This window comes from Leptospira ainazelensis (assembly GCF_016918785.1).
GTDB classification, from domain to species: Bacteria; Spirochaetota; Leptospiria; order Leptospirales; family Leptospiraceae; genus Leptospira; species Leptospira ainazelensis.
Genome location: NZ_JAFFPT010000073.1, coordinates 26,413 through 45,070 on the forward strand (window position 1 = coordinate 26,413; position 18,658 = coordinate 45,070).

At 43.6% G+C, this 18,658-nt stretch carries 15 protein-coding genes and 1 tRNA gene; 9 read left to right on the forward strand and 7 right to left on the reverse strand.

Annotated features, from left to right (window positions below):
* The first annotated feature begins 19 nt into the window (after positions 1-19).
* Positions 20-2,023 (forward strand): helicase, encoded by a 2,004-nt coding sequence (locus JWG44_RS18385; protein ID WP_205276464.1) that lies wholly within the window; start codon positions 20-22, stop codon positions 2,021-2,023.
* Between the two features lie 445 nt (positions 2,024-2,468).
* Here JWG44_RS18385 and JWG44_RS18390 read toward each other — a convergent pair whose 3' ends face one another.
* Together JWG44_RS18390 and JWG44_RS18395 are read right to left on the reverse strand one after the other, a co-directional pair.
* Positions 2,469-2,738, reverse strand: a complete 270-nt coding sequence (locus tag JWG44_RS18390) for a hypothetical protein (protein WP_100784506.1) — start codon at positions 2,736-2,738, stop codon at positions 2,469-2,471.
* A gap of 72 nt (positions 2,739-2,810) precedes the next feature.
* Positions 2,811-5,387, reverse strand: coding sequence for a methyl-accepting chemotaxis protein (locus JWG44_RS18395; RefSeq protein WP_232371737.1), 2,577 nt, complete (start codon positions 5,385-5,387; stop codon positions 2,811-2,813).
* A gap of 69 nt (positions 5,388-5,456) precedes the next feature.
* On the opposite strand from JWG44_RS18395, the gene JWG44_RS18400 reads away from it, so the two are divergent.
* On the forward strand, positions 5,457-6,383 hold the full coding sequence (locus JWG44_RS18400) for a metallophosphoesterase (protein ID WP_205276466.1): 927 nt from the start codon (positions 5,457-5,459) through the stop codon (positions 6,381-6,383).
* Here JWG44_RS18400 and JWG44_RS18405 read toward each other — a convergent pair.
* On the reverse strand, positions 6,360-7,469 hold the full coding sequence (locus JWG44_RS18405; protein ID WP_205276467.1) for a tetratricopeptide repeat protein: 1,110 nt from the start codon (positions 7,467-7,469) through the stop codon (positions 6,360-6,362). The two genes, JWG44_RS18400 and JWG44_RS18405, sit on opposite strands and share 24 nt — an antisense overlap.
* Positions 7,470-8,113: 644 nt before the next feature.
* Between JWG44_RS18405 and ilvB the strand changes: the two genes are divergently transcribed.
* Complete coding sequence (gene ilvB / locus JWG44_RS18410) at positions 8,114-9,823, forward strand: biosynthetic-type acetolactate synthase large subunit (RefSeq protein WP_205276468.1); 1,710 nt, start codon at positions 8,114-8,116, stop codon at positions 9,821-9,823.
* Entirely contained in the window at positions 9,820-10,305 is a 486-nt protein-coding gene (gene ilvN, locus JWG44_RS18415) for an acetolactate synthase small subunit (RefSeq protein WP_205276469.1), read from the forward strand. The genes ilvB and ilvN overlap by 4 nt, the downstream gene beginning before the upstream one ends.
* A 111-nt stretch (positions 10,306-10,416) precedes the next feature.
* Here ilvN and JWG44_RS18420 read toward each other — a convergent pair whose 3' ends face one another.
* The 3 genes from JWG44_RS18420 to JWG44_RS18430 all read right to left on the reverse strand — a co-directional run bounded on the left by JWG44_RS18420 (position 10,417) and on the right by JWG44_RS18430 (position 14,188).
* Positions 10,417-10,818, reverse strand: a complete 402-nt coding sequence (locus JWG44_RS18420) for an acyl-CoA thioesterase family protein (protein WP_205276470.1) — start codon at positions 10,816-10,818, stop codon at positions 10,417-10,419.
* Positions 10,819-11,085: 267 nt separating this feature from the next.
* Positions 11,086-12,258, reverse strand: a complete 1,173-nt coding sequence (hemW, locus tag JWG44_RS18425; protein ID WP_205276471.1) for a radical SAM family heme chaperone HemW — start codon at positions 12,256-12,258, stop codon at positions 11,086-11,088.
* A 196-nt stretch (positions 12,259-12,454) separates the two neighbouring features.
* Complete coding sequence (locus JWG44_RS18430; RefSeq protein WP_205276472.1) at positions 12,455-14,188, reverse strand: glycoside hydrolase family 3 protein; 1,734 nt, start codon at positions 14,186-14,188, stop codon at positions 12,455-12,457.
* 64 nt (positions 14,189-14,252) lie between these two features.
* Between JWG44_RS18430 and JWG44_RS18435 the strand changes: the two genes are divergently transcribed.
* From JWG44_RS18435 to clpX, 5 genes are all read left to right on the forward strand, one after another.
* The gene (locus JWG44_RS18435; RefSeq protein ID WP_205276473.1) at positions 14,253-14,972 is read left to right on the forward strand and encodes an arylesterase; all 720 of its coding nucleotides are present in this window, start codon (positions 14,253-14,255) and stop codon (positions 14,970-14,972) included.
* A gap of 62 nt (positions 14,973-15,034) precedes the next feature.
* A tRNA-Gly gene (locus JWG44_RS18440) sits at positions 15,035-15,106 on the forward strand.
* A gap of 40 nt (positions 15,107-15,146) precedes the next feature.
* On the forward strand, positions 15,147-16,502 hold the full coding sequence (gene tig, locus JWG44_RS18445) for a trigger factor (protein ID WP_205276474.1): 1,356 nt from the start codon (positions 15,147-15,149) through the stop codon (positions 16,500-16,502).
* Positions 16,499-17,113 carry an ATP-dependent Clp endopeptidase proteolytic subunit ClpP gene (clpP, locus tag JWG44_RS18450; RefSeq protein WP_205276475.1) on the forward strand — a complete coding sequence of 205 codons (615 nt, stop codon included), beginning with the start codon at positions 16,499-16,501 and terminating at the stop codon, positions 17,111-17,113. Before tig ends, clpP begins: the two co-directional genes overlap by 4 nt.
* A gap of 15 nt (positions 17,114-17,128) precedes the next feature.
* The gene (clpX, locus tag JWG44_RS18455) at positions 17,129-18,391 is read left to right on the forward strand and encodes an ATP-dependent Clp protease ATP-binding subunit ClpX (RefSeq protein ID WP_205276476.1); all 1,263 of its coding nucleotides are present in this window, start codon (positions 17,129-17,131) and stop codon (positions 18,389-18,391) included.
* A 74-nt stretch (positions 18,392-18,465) separates the two neighbouring features.
* On the opposite strand, the gene JWG44_RS18460 is transcribed toward clpX, so the two are convergent.
* A partial coding sequence (locus tag JWG44_RS18460) for a hypothetical protein (protein ID WP_205276477.1) occupies positions 18,466-18,658 on the reverse strand: 193 nt, incomplete at its 5' end.

Below are 18,658 nucleotides of genomic sequence, written 5' to 3' on the forward strand. Positions count from 1 at the left end.
CCGCGGGCGTATCTTCTCTATGAGTAGCGATTCAGTATTACTTCAGGAACTCGATAAACTTGAACTCAACGACCTGAAGAAAGTCGCCACCCTCTGGAATCTAGCCAAACTTCCCTACAAAGAAAAAAACAAAAACGTAACCTATCTCTACGAGATCTTTCAGGATGAATTTTATCTGAAAGGAGTTTTGGAAAAACTCACTCAGCTTCAGGTTACGATCTATACAAGCATTCTTAAGAATAAAAACGTTCTGACCTTGGGGGAAATTTCCCGCAAGGTGAACATTCCTCCGATCAACGTCGAGATGGAACTCAATCTTCTTCGCAAATATCAGCTCGTCTATCAGAGAAAAAACCGCGAAAGGCTTACAAACAATTTAGATAAATATCATGCTTTTGAAGAGATCTCCGATCTTGTTCCTCTCGAACAGAATCTCAAAGGGGATAAATACAAAATTTCCCTGGAGAAAATACTCGATCGGAAAAAAACGACCGAAATTCCGGACGAGTGGAAGACTGCCGTAAAGTCTCCAAAACAAGTCGACTCGATCAAAAAATTCTACTCGATCGCGACTTCCGAAGAAGGGATCGATCTCAATCTGCAATCTCTCGCGGATCTGGAAAGAGACACCTTGGTGCGGATTTATCTGAGCGGGGGTGTTTCGGAGGCGGAAGACATTCGTAGCTACGTCGTCACCAGTCGCGGAAAATACGAACAAGTAGTTCCGGCTCTCATCGCAAAGGGAATGGTCGTAGACGTATGTTTTGTCGACGAAAAGTTCGTTCGTGTATTTGCGATCCCCGATGAAATTCTAAAATACGTTCAAACCCATCCGATTCTTCCTTCCGTAAAAAAAGGAACAAAACAAAGAACCGAAAAACTAGCGGCCAACGATCTCGATTTCTTTCTCAACACGAAAAAATTGATTTCTTATATCAGCCGTAAAGGACTCGTTCTTGCAAAATCGGGAAAGGTAAAACAAGCCGATCACAAAAGAACGGAACAGGAACTTCTCAATCCCGATATCGGAATTTTTCCTGAAAAAAGCCAGATCTATCAGATGGAGCTCATTCTACCCGTTCTTAAACTTTTGAACCTCGTGGACATCAAAGGTGAGAATATCGTCCTCAAAGGGGACGTGAGCGGATTTATAGAAAAAGATATCTTTGAAATTATGAAACTCGTCGTACACGAGGTCAACGAAGCGAGAATGAAACGTGTCATTCCCGCGGAAGTGTTTACCGCGACCGAGATGCCTTTTTACGATAAACTCATTCTCGATAAGTGTGTGAGTTTGATCATCAAGGCGAAACGAATTCATCTTTCCGTGATCTTTTCCAATATCATTCGGGAACACATGATTCTTTCTCCCGGATTTAGAACTAAGAATTTCCAATCCGACCTCGCGGAACTCCGCAAGGAAATCATGAGCGGAATTTTCTATCTTCATCTTTTCGGGCTTTTGGAAATCGAATATCCGAATCGTTTTTTGACCCTTTCCAAACTGGGAGAATACTTTTTCCAAACAGGAGAATTGTCTCACAAAACGGAAAAGGGCGGAATCACGATCAATCCGGACTTTACGATCATTGCGTTTCCGGATCGGGTTTCGATTCACGGACTTCATCTTCTCAAAGCATTTACCGAACTCAAGGACTACGACCGAGTTTATACGTTTGTTCTCACGAAAGAAGCGTTCCAACTCGGAATTCTTCTTGGATACAAACCGGCGGAGTTTATCGATTTTTTAAAAACTTCCAGCAAAGCGGATCTCGCGCAAAACCTTCTTTTCTTATTGGAAGACTGGGGTGGAAACCTTCCCGTTGTGGATATCACGGAAGACTGCGTGCTCGTTCGCACCAAGGATCAAAATACGATGGAACTCCTCTTGGGCCAAATCAAAGGCAAGAAGATCGTCCTCGACGAGATCGGGCCGACTGCGGTTCTTGTGGATAAGAATCGGGTGCAAGACGTGATCACCGTTTCCGAAAAGCTGAATCTGATCGTTAATCTCACTCGTTAAAAATTCCGATTCTCGACAATTCTTATCCTTCGTTTTTGCTTTTGTGAAACGGCGATTCTTCCGTCCGCAACTGCTTATAAAACAAAATTCTCCGAAAACATACTCGCAATCCGAAATTGGCGAGGCTTTTCAAAGCCAATCAATGGACTTCGAATTTTTTTCGCGACAAAAAACTCTCCCAAAAATTGGCAATGAGTGTATTCCACAAGACGTAGAAAAGCGCTCCCCTCGGATAAGGACACTTTTAGTTTTTGTTTCTTTTTGTAAGAATCTACAAAACAACCTTTGTAGAATTGTTTCCGGGGCTGGAATTTAAAGACGGAAATATAAATCGATAATTCGGACGGCGGAAGAATCAAAAGGAAGGGAACAGAAGAAACGAGATACGAAGAAAAAAACGAATCTCATTTTCCGAGCTCGAAAGCTCGAAAAAGATGTGGAAGAATCATTCTTCTACTTTGATTTTTCCTTTGAATTCCCATTTGCGATAGGGAGCAATCGCTTGGAGTCTTTCGTCGGTCACGAAAAAAAGAGCCTCTCCGTATTTTACCAGACCACCTTTGTAGTGAGCGTATTTGGTCTTATGATCGATCAGTCCGATTTCTCTGACCTTGCTCCAGTCGTCACACGTCTTGAGAGTCGGGACTTTTCTGAGATGCAACTCCTTGATCTTATTGTCCTTAACGGAGTCTCTGAGTATCTTTTCCCATTCCATAAAGTGCAAACTAAAAGGAAGGGGGGAAAAATCAAGGGTTTTTGCGGACCCTGCGACTCTCTTTCTTCCTCTTTAGAGTTTGAAAAATTCCACTTCTTTTTTTAGATCCTCTGCGAGTCTCGCAAGACCGATCGAACTCGAACTCAGCTCTTCGGAAGAAGCGGCCGAGGACTGATTGAGATCGTTTATCATCGTGATCGTTCTTGAAATTTCTTCGATCGCGATTTTTTGTTCTCTCACTGCGACCTGGATCACGTCCGATCTTCCTTTGACTTCTTTTGCCGTAAGATTCATCTGATCATTTTTGGAAAGTTGATCTTCCATAAATTGATTTACGATCTTCATCTGACGATTGATCTCGGAAATCCCTTGGATGATTCCCGAGATGACGGTTACGGTGTTTGTGATGTTTCTGATTCCGTTTCCGATTTCGGTTTCGTTACTCTGGATGATTTCCTCGATGTCCTTGATGCTGTTGGTGGTTTTGTCCGCGAGTTTTGAAATTTCATCGGCGACGACGGCAAATCCTTTTCCTGCGGATCCGGCTCTTGCCGCTTCGATCGCCGCGTTTAACGCCAACAGGTGAATCTGTTCCGAGATCGTATTGATGATTTCTATGACGCCGGAGATATCTTCCGAACTACGGCTGATCTTTGTGATCGATTGGTTCGTGAGTTCGAGGGCGTTTCCTCCTTTTTTGGCTTCTTCGGTAATTCGTTCCACGTCCGACATCGTCTTTTCGAGATTAGTCGAGGTTTCATGGATGGAATTGGAAAATTTATTCATATCAAGACCCAGTCTGTCCAAAAGACCGACCTGTTCCCTGGTTTGAGTTTCGACTCCGTCCATTCCTGCGGAGATTTCTTCGATCGAAGCCGAAATTTCCTCGGAGGACGCGGCTTGATTCTGCGCGTTGTCGGAGATAAAATTGAGTGCGCCCGACATTTCATCGGAAGAGGAGGCGAGATTTCCCGAGGCTTCGATGATTTTACCGAGAATCATTTTCACCTTTTTGTTAAACGAATTGATGGAGATGGACATCTCTCCGATTTCATCCATCGATAAAACCTTGAGACCTTTTGTAAGATCTCCTTCCGCCATCGCTTCCAAAACGTTCTTACTTTCTTCCAGAGGTCGAAGTCTTTTTTGCAGGATGATGTAGATCAAAAATCCGATAAACAACATTCCCAGCGTGGAAATCGCCGCCATCGCAAGGACTGATATGATCGCGTCGTCCGCGATTTCTTCGTTTTCGATCGAGGCGAACGTGATAAAGTCGTATTTTGGATTTTTACGAAGAATCATATACTTATACTTTCCGTTGAATAGATAACGGATGGGAACGTTGTCCTTATAATTCTTAACCTGCTCGTAAAACGGAAAGTCAGTAAGTTTTTTTAAATTGAGAGCCGGGTTTACGTGATTGATGATCACTTCTCCGTGATTGAGAAGACCGGGATAACCCGACTTTCCGATTTGGATCGAACCGATCAATTTGCTCGTGAGATCCGCGATTCTAAGACCGAGCGCTAAATACGTGGACTTTTCTCCCGGAATCGACTCCAGAGCCAAAACCACGGGAGTCCCCGATACCGAAGACGCGATCGGTTTGCTTAGGAACATTTTTTCGGAGGAAAGCGCTTCGATCACTTTTTCTTCGGGCGGAAGTTCATACTCGGAAAGTTTGGAGGTTCCGTTAGAGGCAAGAGTTCCCGTTGCCGCGAGAATTTTCCAATTCTTCCCCTCGGCTCGAACGAGCGCGAGAGACTCGTATTTCGAAGTTCTTTCCAGAAGATTCTCAAAATGTCTCTGGGTTTCCTTTTCTTTTCCACCCGAGACCGAAAAAAGAAAGTTCGGATCGTTACGAAGTCTATCCGCGTCTCCTTGCACTTCCTCAAAAATCGTTTCGGTAAGAATGTGAAGCGTTTCGTTTACGTTGATCATCTGATTGAAATACGACTTTCGAATCGCGGTGTAATTGAGTTTGAAGACAAGACTCGAAACACCGATCGCTAGAATGATTACGATAAAGATAAAAGTGATCGTGAGAGATCTTGTCAGTTTGATTTTTACGAGACTGGAAGTATCGATATTACTGAACGCGCCGGATTCGATCAACTTGGAGGTAAGTCTTTCCGAAACAAGAAACGAATAGACTCCCAAAGAAAGCGAAAGCATAAGAATGATCGAAAAAAGATTGTAATAATCCGATTTATCCAGAACGGTAAAACGGCCGAGCAAAATCACGATGACCAATCCGGTGATAAAAATTCTCAAAGCGATTTCAATCGAATGTCCGAATGGAAGTCTTAAGACCGCCTTTTGTGCGCCGATGGCCGTGTCCTTATCGATGATTCCTTGGTCGACCGTATGAACGTAATTCTGGATCGGTTTTAACCTGCGTTTGTCCGCGAATACGGTGTAGATCAGAGTAAAAAATGTGGTTCCGAGAGTGATATATACCGCGATTTTTAGATGCTCCGGTTCCATTTCCAGAAACGTCTGGTAAAAAAGGATCGCGGTTCCAACCGCGATTAGGTAACTGATTCCTTCGGTGATAAGAATAAATTGAAATATAAATTTGCGGATCGACTTTGTAATTTCATCCATGAGGCGGGTTCCCGATATCCACCGTTGCGAAACACGCATCGGTTTTTACTTCTTTTCGGTAAATTTCCAGGTTTACGCGCTTGAATACAAGGAGAAACTAAATCGCCGATGGAAAATCTTAAGTTAGCTCTGATCGGAGACATTCACGGTTTTTGGGATCGGAAGGACAACGAGTATTTCGACAATTCCGATTACGACGCCCTCTTAGTAACGGGCGATTTTCCCGGATATCTTCCTTTTTCGGAAAGAAAGGTGACTCGAGGAATAGCGGACCTTAAAAAGAAAGTCTATTGGATTCCGGGTAATCACGATTCGACTAACGTAGTTCAGTTACTCGGAGAAATTCTACATTCAAAATGGATGATACGAACCGGAAGTATCGGACATCGATTTCGTCTAACTCGTCTCCAAAGAAGAATGGGCGACTCCATTTGTGTGGGATATTCCGCGACGGATCTGGATTCTAAAACCGTTTTGATCGGAGCTCGTCCTTTTTCCATGGGAGGGACTTTGAGTTTTCTTCCCTTACTCAAAAAAGTGTATGGAGTCTCTTCGATGAAAGAATCGTTCGAAAAGATGAAGTCTCTTTATCCAAAAATCAAAGGAAAGGAATGTATAATTTTAGCTCACAACGGACCCGCCGGATACGGTTCCAAACGAGACGATATCTGGGGTTGTGATTTTAGAAAAAAGGGCGGGGATTGGGGAGACGGAGATCTTCGTCGTTTTTTGGATTTTCTAAAAGAAAGAGAAGAAAAGGTTTCCCTCGTTCTCGCGGGTCACATGCATCATAGAATCAAGGATCTACAAAGGGATCGAACTTGGAAGATCAGCGAGAATTCTTTACACACGATCAATGCGGCGAAGGTTCCGAGAATTCTAAAAGACAAAAAGGGAAATTTTTACCGTCATCACGTTCGCCTCGAACGAAAAAACGGAGTTTGGGATTGTAAGGAGATTTTTGTAGGAGAGAAAGGGGAGGAAAAAATTTCCCTCCCGAACGAGGAACTTTTATTCTCCTCTGATACTTTCTAACTTGAGTTTGACTTCCTCGTTGAGAGGTTGTTTTTTCTGAAAGTCCTCCAGTAAACGAACCGCTTCCGTAGGTTTTTCCACTTCCACATAAAGATCGGACAATTCAAGAAGAGGTCTCGGATCCATCGGGAACTTTTTGTGAAGGTCGAGATAGATTTCTTCGGCCTTGTCTCTTTTTCCGATCAACTTGAGAGAAGAGGCCTTTCCAAGCAGCGCAAAGTAATCCTCACCTTCAGCGAGAATTCTGTTAAAACATTCGAGCGCCTTGTCGAATTCTCCCATTCCCCGCAGACTGTCCGCGTAACGGTTGATGATGAGTTTGTTATCGGGATCGAATTCCAAAATTCTTTCCCAATACTGGTTGGCTTTGTGGAAATCCTTTTTACCGCGATAACTTTCGGCAAGACCGTATAACGCGAAAAAATTCTTTCGATCCAGTTCCGCGGCTCTGTGGTAATACTGGATCGCTTCGTCGTAGTCCTTGATCTTGCGGTAGGAATTCCCGATTTCGGTTAATATTTTGATATTGTCCGGTTGGATGAGGAGGAGTTTTTCCCACCAATGGATGGCGTCCTTATATTTTTGACAGGCGAAGTAGAGGTGACCCAAACCGACGATCACATACTGATCTTTCGGGTTGATCTGAAGAGCCTGCATATAATAAATTTCCGATTCTTTAAAGTTTTTGAGTTTTCTATGAGCGTCCGCAACACGGCTGAGAATGGAGGCGTCGGTGATCGTGATATGTCTGTAATCTTCGGCGACTTCGATCACTCGGGAAAGAAGATTCATTTCCCGATAGCAGTTCATAAGTCCCATGAGGGAAAACTTGTTCGAAGGATCTTCTTGTATACATTTATGATAATATTCTATGGCATTCTTATAGTCTTTTTTCTTAAAAAAGAGATCTCCCATTCCGACGAGACCGTATGTGTTGTGAGGATCTTTTTCCAAAAGCTCTTTGAGCTTCGCTTCCGCCTTTGGAAATTGATGAGAATCTAATAATTTATAGGCCTCTTTCGCGAGACTTTTGATGACCGCGAATTGTTTGTCCTCTTCTTCTTTTTCAATATTAGGATTTTCCATTTGATTCTCTCTTTTTAAAGTTTACTCTCTTCCAATTTTTGAATTCGCATTATTATTTTCGACGTTCGACTTTGATTGAATATTCTTTTGAGGCTTAAATATTCTGTAAAGAAAATAAGAACAGATTGCAAGAATCCGAAAGTAAAATGTAAACCGGACCGAAAATTAGTCCTTTCTATCTATTTAGTTTTGGAAAAAAATTTCCGTTCTGTTTTTCTTAGAACGATCTCCTTGGAACTCGGTTCCGGATCCGCAAAGAACGGCGGATTCTCTCGGATAAACTAACTCATTCGGGGCGGATCGGTCAATTTTTTACCGTTCATTCCGAATCGTACATTGTGAACTCCGGATTCTTGTTTTATTGCGGATTCATTTTTATCGAACAGGTATTTCTTTTTGCGAATCTCGAATTTCAAAGATGTTCATTTCGAGAGCAATTTTGATATTAAGCTTTCAAAATGAACAAAGCAAGTCCCTTCTTACAAATTAGAAACCATCGGATTGAACCTTCTTTGCATATTATATTTGAGAATAAGGAGACGGGATAAAACTCCTATTTCGAGACCTTGGAATGAGGAGCATAGGATTCGGTTCCTCTTGACAGTAGCCTTTCCGGTATCTTTATGGACGTAAGGGGAGGGACCATGTCCTCAGAATCAGGAAGAATTACGGGCGCCAGACTGATGGTGGAACTTCTGGAAGAATACGGAGTGGATATCGTCTTTGGATACCCGGGCGGAGCCATTCTACCCTTTTATGACGAGATCTACAAAAGTAAGAAAATAAAACACATTCTCGTTCGACACGAGCAAGGCGCCGTTCATATGGCCGAAGGTTATGCGAGAGCGACCGGTAAACTCGGTGTGTGCATTGCAACATCCGGACCGGGAGCCACAAATCTTGTGACCGGTCTTACCGACGCGAAGATGGACTCTGTTCCGGTGCTTGCGATCACGGGTCAAGTCGCGACAAACACGATCGGGACCGACGCTTTTCAAGAAGCCGATATCTTCGGGATCACAATTCCCATTACAAAATACAACGCACTTATGAAGTCCGCGGACGATATCGCGAGACATTTCGAAGAAGCAACCTTAATCGCGTTAGGCGGTCGTCCCGGCCCCGTTCTTTTGGATTTTCCGAAAGACGTTCAAACCGAGTTGACTAACGTGCGAAAGGCGGCTCGTCTTAAAATTGCTCCTCATCACTATAAAAAACCCGAAGTCAAAGGAAACGTGGAAGAGTTTGCGGAAGTTTTAAACTCCGCAAAAAAACCTCTTCTTTATATAGGCGGGGGGGCGATCAACGCAAACGCTCACAAGGAAATTTTCGAACTCGCGACAAAGGCCGGAATTCCGGTGACTACAACTCTGATGGGGATCGGAGCTTTTCCCGGAACACACGCGCTCAGTGTGGGAATGTTGGGAATGCACGGAACCGCCGCGGCAAACAAAGCGGTATTAGAATGCGATTATATTCTCAATCTGGGAGCTCGTTTTGACGACCGTGTCGCTAAGATCGGAGAATTTGCGGAAAAAGCGGTTCGCGCTCATATCGATATCGATACCGCAGAATTTAATAAACGAATTCAAGTGGATCATCTTTTGCACGGGGATTTGAAAGACGCAATCCAGGCGATTCTTCCCTTTGTAAAAAAACAGGATCATTCTTCTTGGACCAATTATCTCCAAGGGCTCAAAAAAGATCATCCTCTGGATTTTGATAATTCCGGATCCACGATCAAACCCCAGGACTTTCTGGATCGTCTCTACAAAAGAACACAAGGTAAGGCGATCGTTTCGACGGACGTCGGACAACACCAGATGTGGGCGGCTCAGTATTATCTTTTTGACGAACCGAACAACTGGCTCACTTCGGGCGGACTCGGAACTATGGGTTACGGACTTCCCGCTGCGATCGGCGCAAAGTTTGGAAGACCGGATAAGATGACGATTTGTGTTTCCGGAGACGGTTCGATTCAGATGAACATTCAGGAGTTGGCGACGATCGCGGCCAACAAACTGGGAGTCAAAATTCTTATCTTCAACAATAACTTTCTCGGAATGGTCCGTCAGTGGCAGGAGCTCTTTTACGAAGAACGATTTTCTCAATCGGAATGGAACTTCAATCCCGACTTTGTTAAACTCGCTGAAGCGTATTCGATTCCTGCGATGAAAGTTTCCGATAAATCGGAGATAGACAAGGCGATCGATTTTTTTATCAAAGACGACGGGGCTGCGCTTTTGGAAGTAATGATTCCCGCCGAAGAAAAAGTGTTCCCTATGATCCCGGCGGGAAAGTCGCAAAAGGATATGATTGAATTTAAGGATCTGGCCGGGCTAAAAAAACCATGAAACATATTCTGAAAATTCTGGTAAACAATCATCCCGGAGTCATGAGTCATGTTTCCGGTCTATTTACTCGCAGAAGTTATAATATTGATTCGATCGCGGTCGGAGTTACGGTGAACCCCGAAGTTTCGAGTATGGTGATCGTTGTCAAAGGCGACGAATCCACGGTGGATCAAGTCAAAAGACAACTTTTCAAACTGCCGGACGTTCTGGAAGTCGAAGATTTGGCGTATCACGATTGTGTGAGCAGAGAGTTGGTGCTTCTGGTGGTCAAACTTTCGGAGACTACAAGAACCGAGATTCTTTCCGTTTGCGAAGTTTTTGAAGCCAAGATTGCGGACTTAACACATTCTTCTTTGACGATTGAGTATTCCGGAAATTCAAGAAAGGTGAATGCGATCGTGGAAATCATGTCCAAATATGGAATCGAAGAAATCGTGAGGACTGGTCAGATTGCGCTTCGTTATAGAAGTATCGGATCTTAATTAGGAATTCCTTTTTTAGAAAGAATTGGAATTCTAAACCATAGAATGGAAATCGGTTCGCCGTGTAGAAGGATTTATTTTCGGCGATTGGATTTCGGATCCTTTTTTAGTTCAACCAGCTAACAACGATTCTCTTTTTTTCCAAGGTTTCTTTTTATGGGAATCAAAAAGAATACAAAGAGAGCTGGATTGACAGAGAATCTTATAATCCGATTTTCGGATCATCCTCTGTAGAATCTTGTATCGGGGACCGGTCAGTTTTTGGAGTTCGGTTTGAACGAGGACCGAATCCGAAAAAGAAGGAATTTCAGTGAAATTGCTCTCCGACCAGAGAACCAAGGGCTGGATCGTACTTACTCCCGAAGAAAAAGAATGCAGCTCTATATTCTGCAGGGCTTCTTTTCTTGCTTCGTTTAATATCATCTGAACCTTTTCAAAGGTCAATTTCTCATACCCTGCAATTTGCGAATCCAGGATGGATGTTTCATATTCGTGTGTTTTTGTTTTGGTCATCGTGGTTGTCTCTTTTCTAACTAATAATCATAATCAATAAAGAACGAAGAGAGGGAATCGAAACGGATTTTGAACAAAGTGTTGTCTTGGTTTTGAATACAAATCGATCGTATGGAATTGAAACATTCTACACCGTCCTTTGGTCGCAAGGGTATCGTTTTCGTATATGTTAAAAATTGTATACAATTATTTTTGAATGTAATTATAAGAAGAGGTAGGGCAATTGTTTCTTTTTTATCGGATCGGTTTCGAAAAAAAGAAACCGATTTATAAGGAAGCGAGTTTTAGGATTTCAGAATCTAGAAAAAGAATGGATTCCGGTTTCCAAGTAAAGATTCCGTTTTGAAACGCGGCTAGTCCCGCGGTTTCGAGAGATTTTAGGGATTGTTCCAGTTTTCCTTTTTTGTCGGGAATGAGTCCGTAAAAGGAATTCAAATCGACGGGTTGAAACAAACGAAAAAGAGAAAGGACCAATTCTTCAAAGATATCCGGTGCGGAGTATTCTCCGGAAATTTCTTTTCGTTTGTAAGTTTCCACGTTTCTCGGATTCGAATATCTTCCTTTTGGGAGATAGCCGTGAGCTCCGGGCCCGATTCCCAAATAATATTCCATAGTCCAATACTTGAGGTTGTGCCTGGATTGATATCCCGGTTTTGAATAATTGCTTACCTCATACTGAGACATTCCGTAAGGAGAAAGCAGTTTTGGGAGTTGTTTCAAAATTTCCTCTTGGACCTCTTCTTCGGGGCCGGGGAGAAGAGAGTCCATTACCTTTCTGGAATATTCTGTTCCTTTTTCCACGGTGAGAGCGTAGAGACTGATATGTTTGCCTCCGTAGGAGAGAACCTGTCGAATGTCCTTTAGGATTTCTTCCACCGTTTGACCCGGAATTCCGTAGATCAAATCGGCGGAAAAGTTTTGGATCGGAGAATTCTTTACGGTTTCTAAGATGGTTCCGTAACGCTCCGGATCGTAATGTCTTCCTAAAAATCGAAGTCTTTCGGGTTGAAAGCTCTGGATTCCTACCGAGATTCGATTGATTCCGGCTCGCGAGAGGGAATCCAAAAAGTCGGGAGTGATATCTTCCGGATTGCATTCCATCGTGACTTCGGCGCCGGAAGAAATCGAAAGATTTTGTTTTAAGAATCGAACGAGGTCTTGGATTTGATTGAGATCGGCACGGCTAGGGGTTCCGCCTCCGAAGAAGATCGTATCGAATTGGAATTGGGAGAGTGATGGATTGTCGGAGATTCGCTTTATAATCTCCTCTTTATATTTGGAGAAAAGACCTTCTTCGTCCGGGATCGCCGCTTTTCCGTTTCCGACCGAGAAAAAATCACAATATTCACATTTTTGAATGCAGTAGGGGTAGTGGAGATAGATTCCCGGGAGACCGGTTCTGAAAATTGGCTTTACCGAGTCTGTTAGATTGTCCTTCATAACCTGCCTATGGAATTTCTAAAATGAAAAGAATTGTAGGAACTCCAACAATCCACTGTGAAAGTCGCGCGCCCCGCCCTGAACTAGGGTGGAGGGGAGCGGTGGCGGGAAAAACTCGGGGAGATTTCTCTCTATCACAAAAATGCCTTTTAGCCAAGAAGAATTCTTCCGCGGCAAACTGTAGGAGCTCCTATCCTTATTTCACCGCCGTCTTTTCGTTTGTGTTTTTTAAGATTAAATCCACGACCGGAACCGGAGTGGTTCTTTCCAAAACAGTATAAAGAAGAGCCTTTTTGGATTCCAACGTCGGGGAAAACGAAAAAAGAATTTTTAAATTGGGAAGAGTATTCAATTTTAAGAATGGAGTTCCATAATGAAGGGTAACGATCTCCAGTGTCGGATAACGTTTTGCCAATCCGGCCGCAAGATCGAGTTCCAACTGACTAAAAGAGGTAAGAACGATTCTTCTGAATTTATTTTCTTTGACGAGCGACGTTATTCTTCCTCCGTTTGAGTTGGTTAGATTTTTTTCTCCAAGAACGCCTTCAAATTCTTTTCCTCTGACGACGAAGATCGTTTCTTCAGCCTTAACCGAGTTTGGAACAAAGGCCTCCGGAAAGGAAACGATGGAAGCTTTGGAAACGTCGGCGTTCAGAGTTGGAGAAAAAATTTCCAAAAAGATTCTTTCCCTTTCCGCAATCTGATCTTGAAAGAACGACATTTCTTTTTCTTCCATCGGAGATAATTCTTTTGGATTCGATTTTTTAGCGGAGAATTCGTAGATGATTCCGTGTTTGAGTTTGAGAAGAATTTGTCTATAAGCCGCTTCTTTCAAAAGATCCCTTTCCCCTTTTTGAAAGGTTCCTTTTTTGTAGGCGTTCAAAATTTGGTCTCTCATGTCGTGTGTGGTTTTTCCCCAGCTCGTCATAAGAAGAATATCAGCGCCTGCTAATATAGCAAGAACGCCCGGATCCACGTCTTTGTAGTGAACGGAAATCGCGTTCATCTCCATCGCATCCGTGATGATCACACCTTTGAATCCCATTCTTTCTCTTAAAATTCCCGTAAGAATTTTGGAAGAGAGCGTCGCCGGAAGATTCGGATCCAGTTTCGGATACAAGATATGAGCGCTCATCACCACTTCCGCGCCTTGTTCTATGGATTCCTTGAAAGGAATGAGTTCCATCTTTTCCAATTCTTCCAGATTCTTATCGATCTTAGGAAGTCCTAAGTGACTGTCTACGTTCGTATCGCCGTGTCCGGGGAAATGTTTGATCGTAGGAATCGCCCCCCCGAGTCTCGCTCCTTTTTCATAACCGATTCCCGCTTTCGAAACCATCTCGGGAGAACTTCCCAGAGAACGAGTGTTGATCACAGGATTGTCCGGATTGTTATTGATGTCCAAGTCGGGCGCGAAGACAAAGTTGAGCCCGAGTTTACGGAGCTGATACGAAGTCACAAAACCCACTTTATAAGCGTAGTCCGCGTTCTTCGTTTGTCCGAGCGCCATCGCACCCGGAAACTGAGTGACTCCGTCTTTTACACGAAGCACTCTTCCGCCCTCTTGATCCACGGAAATCAGAAGAGGAAGTTTAGAATGTTTTAAACTTTTTCTCTGAAGTTCGAAGTTGAGTTTGAGAATTTCCTGTTTGGTCCCCAGATTCATTCCAAAAAGAATGATTCCTCCCGGAAGAATCTCCTCGATTTCTTTTTCAGCGGTCTGATCCAAGGTTTTGCCCGGGATTGCGACGTGGATGACCTGACCCGCCAGCTCTTCGGGAGTCATCTTGTCCACGATGGACTTTGCCTGAGATTCTAAATAACCGTCCCAACCGTCCGCCTGGAGTTCTTGTTGGTAAGAAGGAATGTAGTAAAACGCGGTAAGGAAAGCCAAAAGAAGAAGGAACACAAAGAGAAAACGTCGGATCATAGTTTGACAGGATATAAGAACGTTGAATTCTGTAAAAACAAATTCCTTTCGGTAGGTCGTCGTTATGATTCGTTTTCGATTCTTACTTGCAGCGCGTCCCAAAACTCGGTTGTACTTTGTTAGAAAGATCAAGCTGAAGGGTTCTTTCGCAGTTTTGGGAAAGGTTCTTCTTATCTTTTGTTCTTTGTGGTTTACATCCATCTCCGCCGATCCCGAAGTTTCTCCGATTCGAATTCTCTTTTTTGGAGACAGTCTCACGGCGGGGCTTGGGTTAAATTCTCCGGAGGAAGCCTATCCTGCGGTTTTGGAGAAAGAACTTTCCAAACAAGGAATTTCAGTAAAGTCAGTCAACGCGGGCATGAGCGGGGACACAAGTTCGGGCGGTTTGTCCCGTCTCGATTGGGCTCTTACCAATCCCTTCGACCTCTTTGTCCTCGAACTCGGAGCCAATGATTCTATGCGGGGAATTTCTCCGGATCAAACGGAGAAAAATCTAAAAGAAATTCTTTCGAAAGTAAGAAAAAAAAATCCGAAGGCAAAGATCCTCCTCATCGGAATGAAAACGTTTCCAAATTTAGGAAAAGAATATCGAAAAAAATTCGAATCCATTTTTCCAAAGATCGCAAAGGAAGAAAACATTCCTCTGGTTCCGTTTTTTTTGAACGGGGTAGCTGGAAATAAAAAACTCAATCAAAAAGACGGAATTCATCCGACTGCCGAAGGACATCGGATCCTTGCGAAAAATCTTTTGCCCTTCTTTCAAAAAATTCTAAGGAAAAGATGATTCTCCAAAAAGTGAGTTTACACCGGACTTTTGCCGAAAATCATGGATCTACCTGAATAATCGCGGGAATAGCTCAGTGGTAGAGCACCTCCTTGCCAAGGAGGGGGTCGCGGGTTCGAATCCCGTTTCCCGCTTTTTCTTCTATACTCTTTCTCCTCCAGGCCCATTTACATCATGGATTATAAAACAAAAAAGAATTCTAACGCGACCGTTGATATTAAACTTACCTTCGAAGCTTCCGATATCGAGAAGGCTTTTGAAAAAACCTACGCTGAAAAACAAAAAGACGTAAAAATTCCCGGCTTCCGCCAAGGCAAGGCCCCTCTGCAAATGGTGAAACGTCACCTCGGGGACGCGGTGGCGAGTGACGCGATCAACACTTTGATCGTGGACGGGATGACTTCCATCATCACAAAATTAGAACATCCGATGGTTCGATTTCCAAAATTCGAAATCCAAGACTATCAGCCCGGAAAAACTCTGATCGCAACCGCGGTCTATGAAACCAACCCGGAAATCACCCTCGGAAAATATAAGAAGGTCAAAATAAAACTTCCCGAAGTTGTGGTCTCTGACGCCGATGTTCAAGAAGAGATCGAAACCATTCGCAAACAATTGGCTCGCAAACAACTCAAGGAAGAGGGCCAAATCACCGCGACCGGAGACATTATCGATATGGAATATGTGGTTCGCGAATCCGGCCAAGAGCCCAAGAACGCGAGCAACACTTCGAACGACTATCATTTAGGCCATGAAAGCAATCTAAAAGGTTTTGATGAGAATCTCTACGGTTTGAAAACCGGAGAAAGTAAGGATTTTGTGCATGCATTCCCTGAGGACTACGCTCAGAACGAAGTTGCGGGCAAATCTTTCGAATATTCCGTAACCGTAAAAGCCCAATATGCAAACATTCTCCCTCCGATTGACGACGATCTTGCTTCCGAGTTCGACGGATCCGAGTCTCTAAACGCCCTCAAGGACAAAATCCGGAAAAATCTCAAGGAACGTTTTGAGGATGGAGTGAAGAATAAGAAGATGGAGGAGATTTACAAGGAAGTCATCGACGACTCTAAGTATATCTTCCCGGAATCCTATGTAAAAGAAGAATCCGAACACGTTTTTCACAATATGATCCACGAATTCCGCCTTCCTCACATTACGATGGAAAAATACGCGGAGATGATCAAAAAAGATCTAAAAGAAGTGCAAGAATCTTTCAAAAATCTTGCCGAAACTCGCCTGAAGCACTTTTTCACCCGTCAAAAGATCGCTCAGACGGAGAACATCGTGTATTCCGATTCGGATTTTGATGCAGATCTAGAAAAACTTGCGTCAAGTTACCAGATTTCTCTGTCCGATCTTAAAAAAGAGCTGGAAAAGGGAAAACTCATGGATAATTATCGAGAGAATTTTTTCGCGAAAAAAGTGGACGATATCCTCTTTGATCTTGTAGAAAAGAAATATACTGACAAATTGAGCATTGGCCAGGTAAAAGATTATCTGAACCAAAAGGAAGAGCAGAAAGCATGAGTGTAATTCCGTATGTGATCGAGCAAACGAGCAGGGGAGAAAGATCCTATGATATCTTTTCCCGTCTTTTAAAAGATAGAATCATCTTTCTCGGGAATGCAATCAACGACGATTACGCAAACGTGATTACAGCCCAATTGTTATTCTTGGAAGCCGAAAATCCGGAGAGAGATATTTATTTGTATCTCAATTCTCCCGGAGGTTATGTTTCTTCCGGTCTAGCCATTTACGATACCATGCAATACATTAAGCCCGATGTGAGAACTCTTTGTTTAGGACAGGCCTCTTCGATGGCGGCTTTGCTTCTCGCAGGCGGCGCTCACGGAAAACGTTCGGCGCTTCCGAATTCCAGAATTATGATGCACCAACCGATGGGTGGCGCGACCGGTCAGGCGAGTGATATCGAGATCCAAGCGCGGGAAGTTCTAAAACTCAAAGAAATTCTAAATTCTATCTATCACAAACACACAGGAAAGAGTGTGGAGCAAATTCAAAAAGACACCGAAAGAAATTTCTATATGACCGCGGAAGAGGCGAAAAATTACGGAATCTTAGATACCGTGATCGATATAGACCGTAGTAAACCTGCGCAAGTCGCAACCCCAGCTTAATCAGGAGATACTCCCTTGGCGAAGAAAACACCGGGAACGAACGGTAAACAAAAACTATTCTGCTCTTTTTGCGGAAAAGAACAGGATGCAGTAAAACGTTTAGTCGCCGGCCCGGGTGTTTACATCTGCGACGAGTGTATTTCTCTCTGCAATGAAATCATCGCGGAAGACCACGATCATACTCACGAAAAATCGGAAGTTTTCAGCGAGGTTCCAAGCCCGGCCGACATCAAAGCTATCTTAGATCAGTATGTCATCGGACAGGATCACGCAAAGAAGGCCCTCTCCGTAGCGGTTTACAACCACTACAAACGCGTAAATCTGAAAGAAAAGAAATCCGATATCGAAATCGAAAAATCGAATATTCTTCTCATTGGACCGACGGGAAGCGGGAAAACTCTTCTCGCCCAAACTCTTGCAAGAATCATCAAGGTTCCTTTCGCGATCGTGGATGCGACCGCATTGACAGAAGCCGGATATGTGGGAGAAGACGTTGAGAACATCATTCTCAAATTGATCCAAAACGCGGACAACGATATCAAAAAAGCGGAGATCGGAATCATCTATATCGACGAGGTCGACAAGATTGCGCGCAAGTCCGACAGCGCTTCGATCACAAGAGACGTGAGCGGGGAAGGTGTTCAGCAAGCTCTTCTCAAGATCATCGAAGGAACCGTCGCAAACGTTCCTCCACAGGGTGGAAGAAAACATCCACATCAGGAATACTTACAAGTAGATACAAAAAATATCCTTTTTATTCTCGGAGGGGCTTTTGTGGATCTTCCGAATATCATCAAGTCTAGAACCGGAGTGAAGACAATCGGTTTCGGATCCGAAGAGACAAGACCTCAATCCGACAACAAGGACGCTTTGATGGGACAGGTGATTCCGGAAGATTTGATCAAATTTGGTCTGATCCCCGAGTTTATCGGAAGATTGCCGATCGTGGCCACGCTCCAAGAATTGGATGTGGATATGCTCAAACAAATCTTTCGGGAGCCGAAAAATTCAGTTCTCAAACAATACACTCGTTTATTAGAACTCGAGAATGTAAAACTCACCTTTCGCGAAGACGCCATCGATAGGATCGCGGAACTTGCGATCAAAAGAGAATCGGGCGCAAGAGGACTCAGAGCGATCGTGGAAAATATCATGTTAGATCTGATGTTTGATATCCCTTCTCGAAAAGACATCGAGGAAGTGATCATCACGGGCGAAGTGATTTCCGATCGTGTGATGCCGACTCTCATTCTAAAAAAAGAATCTAAGATCGCTTAATCTTTGACCGGGTCATCTCAAAGATAGCTAAGTATTGGTTTCATCCGGTGGACTCGTCGAGTTCGCTTCGCGTTTTAACCTTTAGCTCTTTTGATTACAGATTTTCCTCTCGCAGATCTTAATCTCACGATCATTTCGTAGGACCTACAACCTACCGTCAAAAACGGGCTGGCCCCACCCTGATTTTGCATAACCTTACCCACAAAGTGGACTGAATCTTTAAAAGAATCTGTCGGAACTACGACAATCCTCCGTGAAACGAAATCC

What these genes read in the sequence shown, in the direction of transcription:
- JWG44_RS18385 (WP_205276464.1), top strand. Translation starts at nt 20, where the DNA reads ATGAGTAGCGATTCAGTATTACTTCAGGAACTCGATAAACTTGAACTC.
- JWG44_RS18395 (WP_232371737.1), bottom strand. Translation starts at nt 5,387, where the DNA reads ATGCGTGTTTCGCAACGGTGGATATCGGGAACCCGCCTCATGGATGAA.
- ilvN (WP_205276469.1), top strand. Translation starts at nt 9,820, where the DNA reads ATGAAACATATTCTGAAAATTCTGGTAAACAATCATCCCGGAGTCATG.
- JWG44_RS18435 (WP_205276473.1), top strand. Translation starts at nt 14,253, where the DNA reads ATGATTCGTTTTCGATTCTTACTTGCAGCGCGTCCCAAAACTCGGTTG.
- JWG44_RS18430 (WP_205276472.1), bottom strand. Translation starts at nt 14,188, where the DNA reads ATGATCCGACGTTTTCTCTTTGTGTTCCTTCTTCTTTTGGCTTTCCTT.
- JWG44_RS18405 (WP_205276467.1), bottom strand. Translation starts at nt 7,469, where the DNA reads ATGGAAAATCCTAATATTGAAAAAGAAGAAGAGGACAAACAATTCGCG.
- tig (WP_205276474.1), top strand. Translation starts at nt 15,147, where the DNA reads ATGGATTATAAAACAAAAAAGAATTCTAACGCGACCGTTGATATTAAA.
- JWG44_RS18400 (WP_205276466.1), top strand. Translation starts at nt 5,457, where the DNA reads ATGGAAAATCTTAAGTTAGCTCTGATCGGAGACATTCACGGTTTTTGG.
- JWG44_RS18390 (WP_100784506.1), bottom strand. Translation starts at nt 2,738, where the DNA reads ATGGAATGGGAAAAGATACTCAGAGACTCCGTTAAGGACAATAAGATC.
- JWG44_RS18420 (WP_205276470.1), bottom strand. Translation starts at nt 10,818, where the DNA reads ATGACCAAAACAAAAACACACGAATATGAAACATCCATCCTGGATTCG.
- clpP (WP_205276475.1), top strand. Translation starts at nt 16,499, where the DNA reads ATGAGTGTAATTCCGTATGTGATCGAGCAAACGAGCAGGGGAGAAAGA.
- hemW (WP_205276471.1), bottom strand. Translation starts at nt 12,258, where the DNA reads ATGAAGGACAATCTAACAGACTCGGTAAAGCCAATTTTCAGAACCGGT.
- ilvB (WP_205276468.1), top strand. Translation starts at nt 8,114, where the DNA reads ATGTCCTCAGAATCAGGAAGAATTACGGGCGCCAGACTGATGGTGGAA.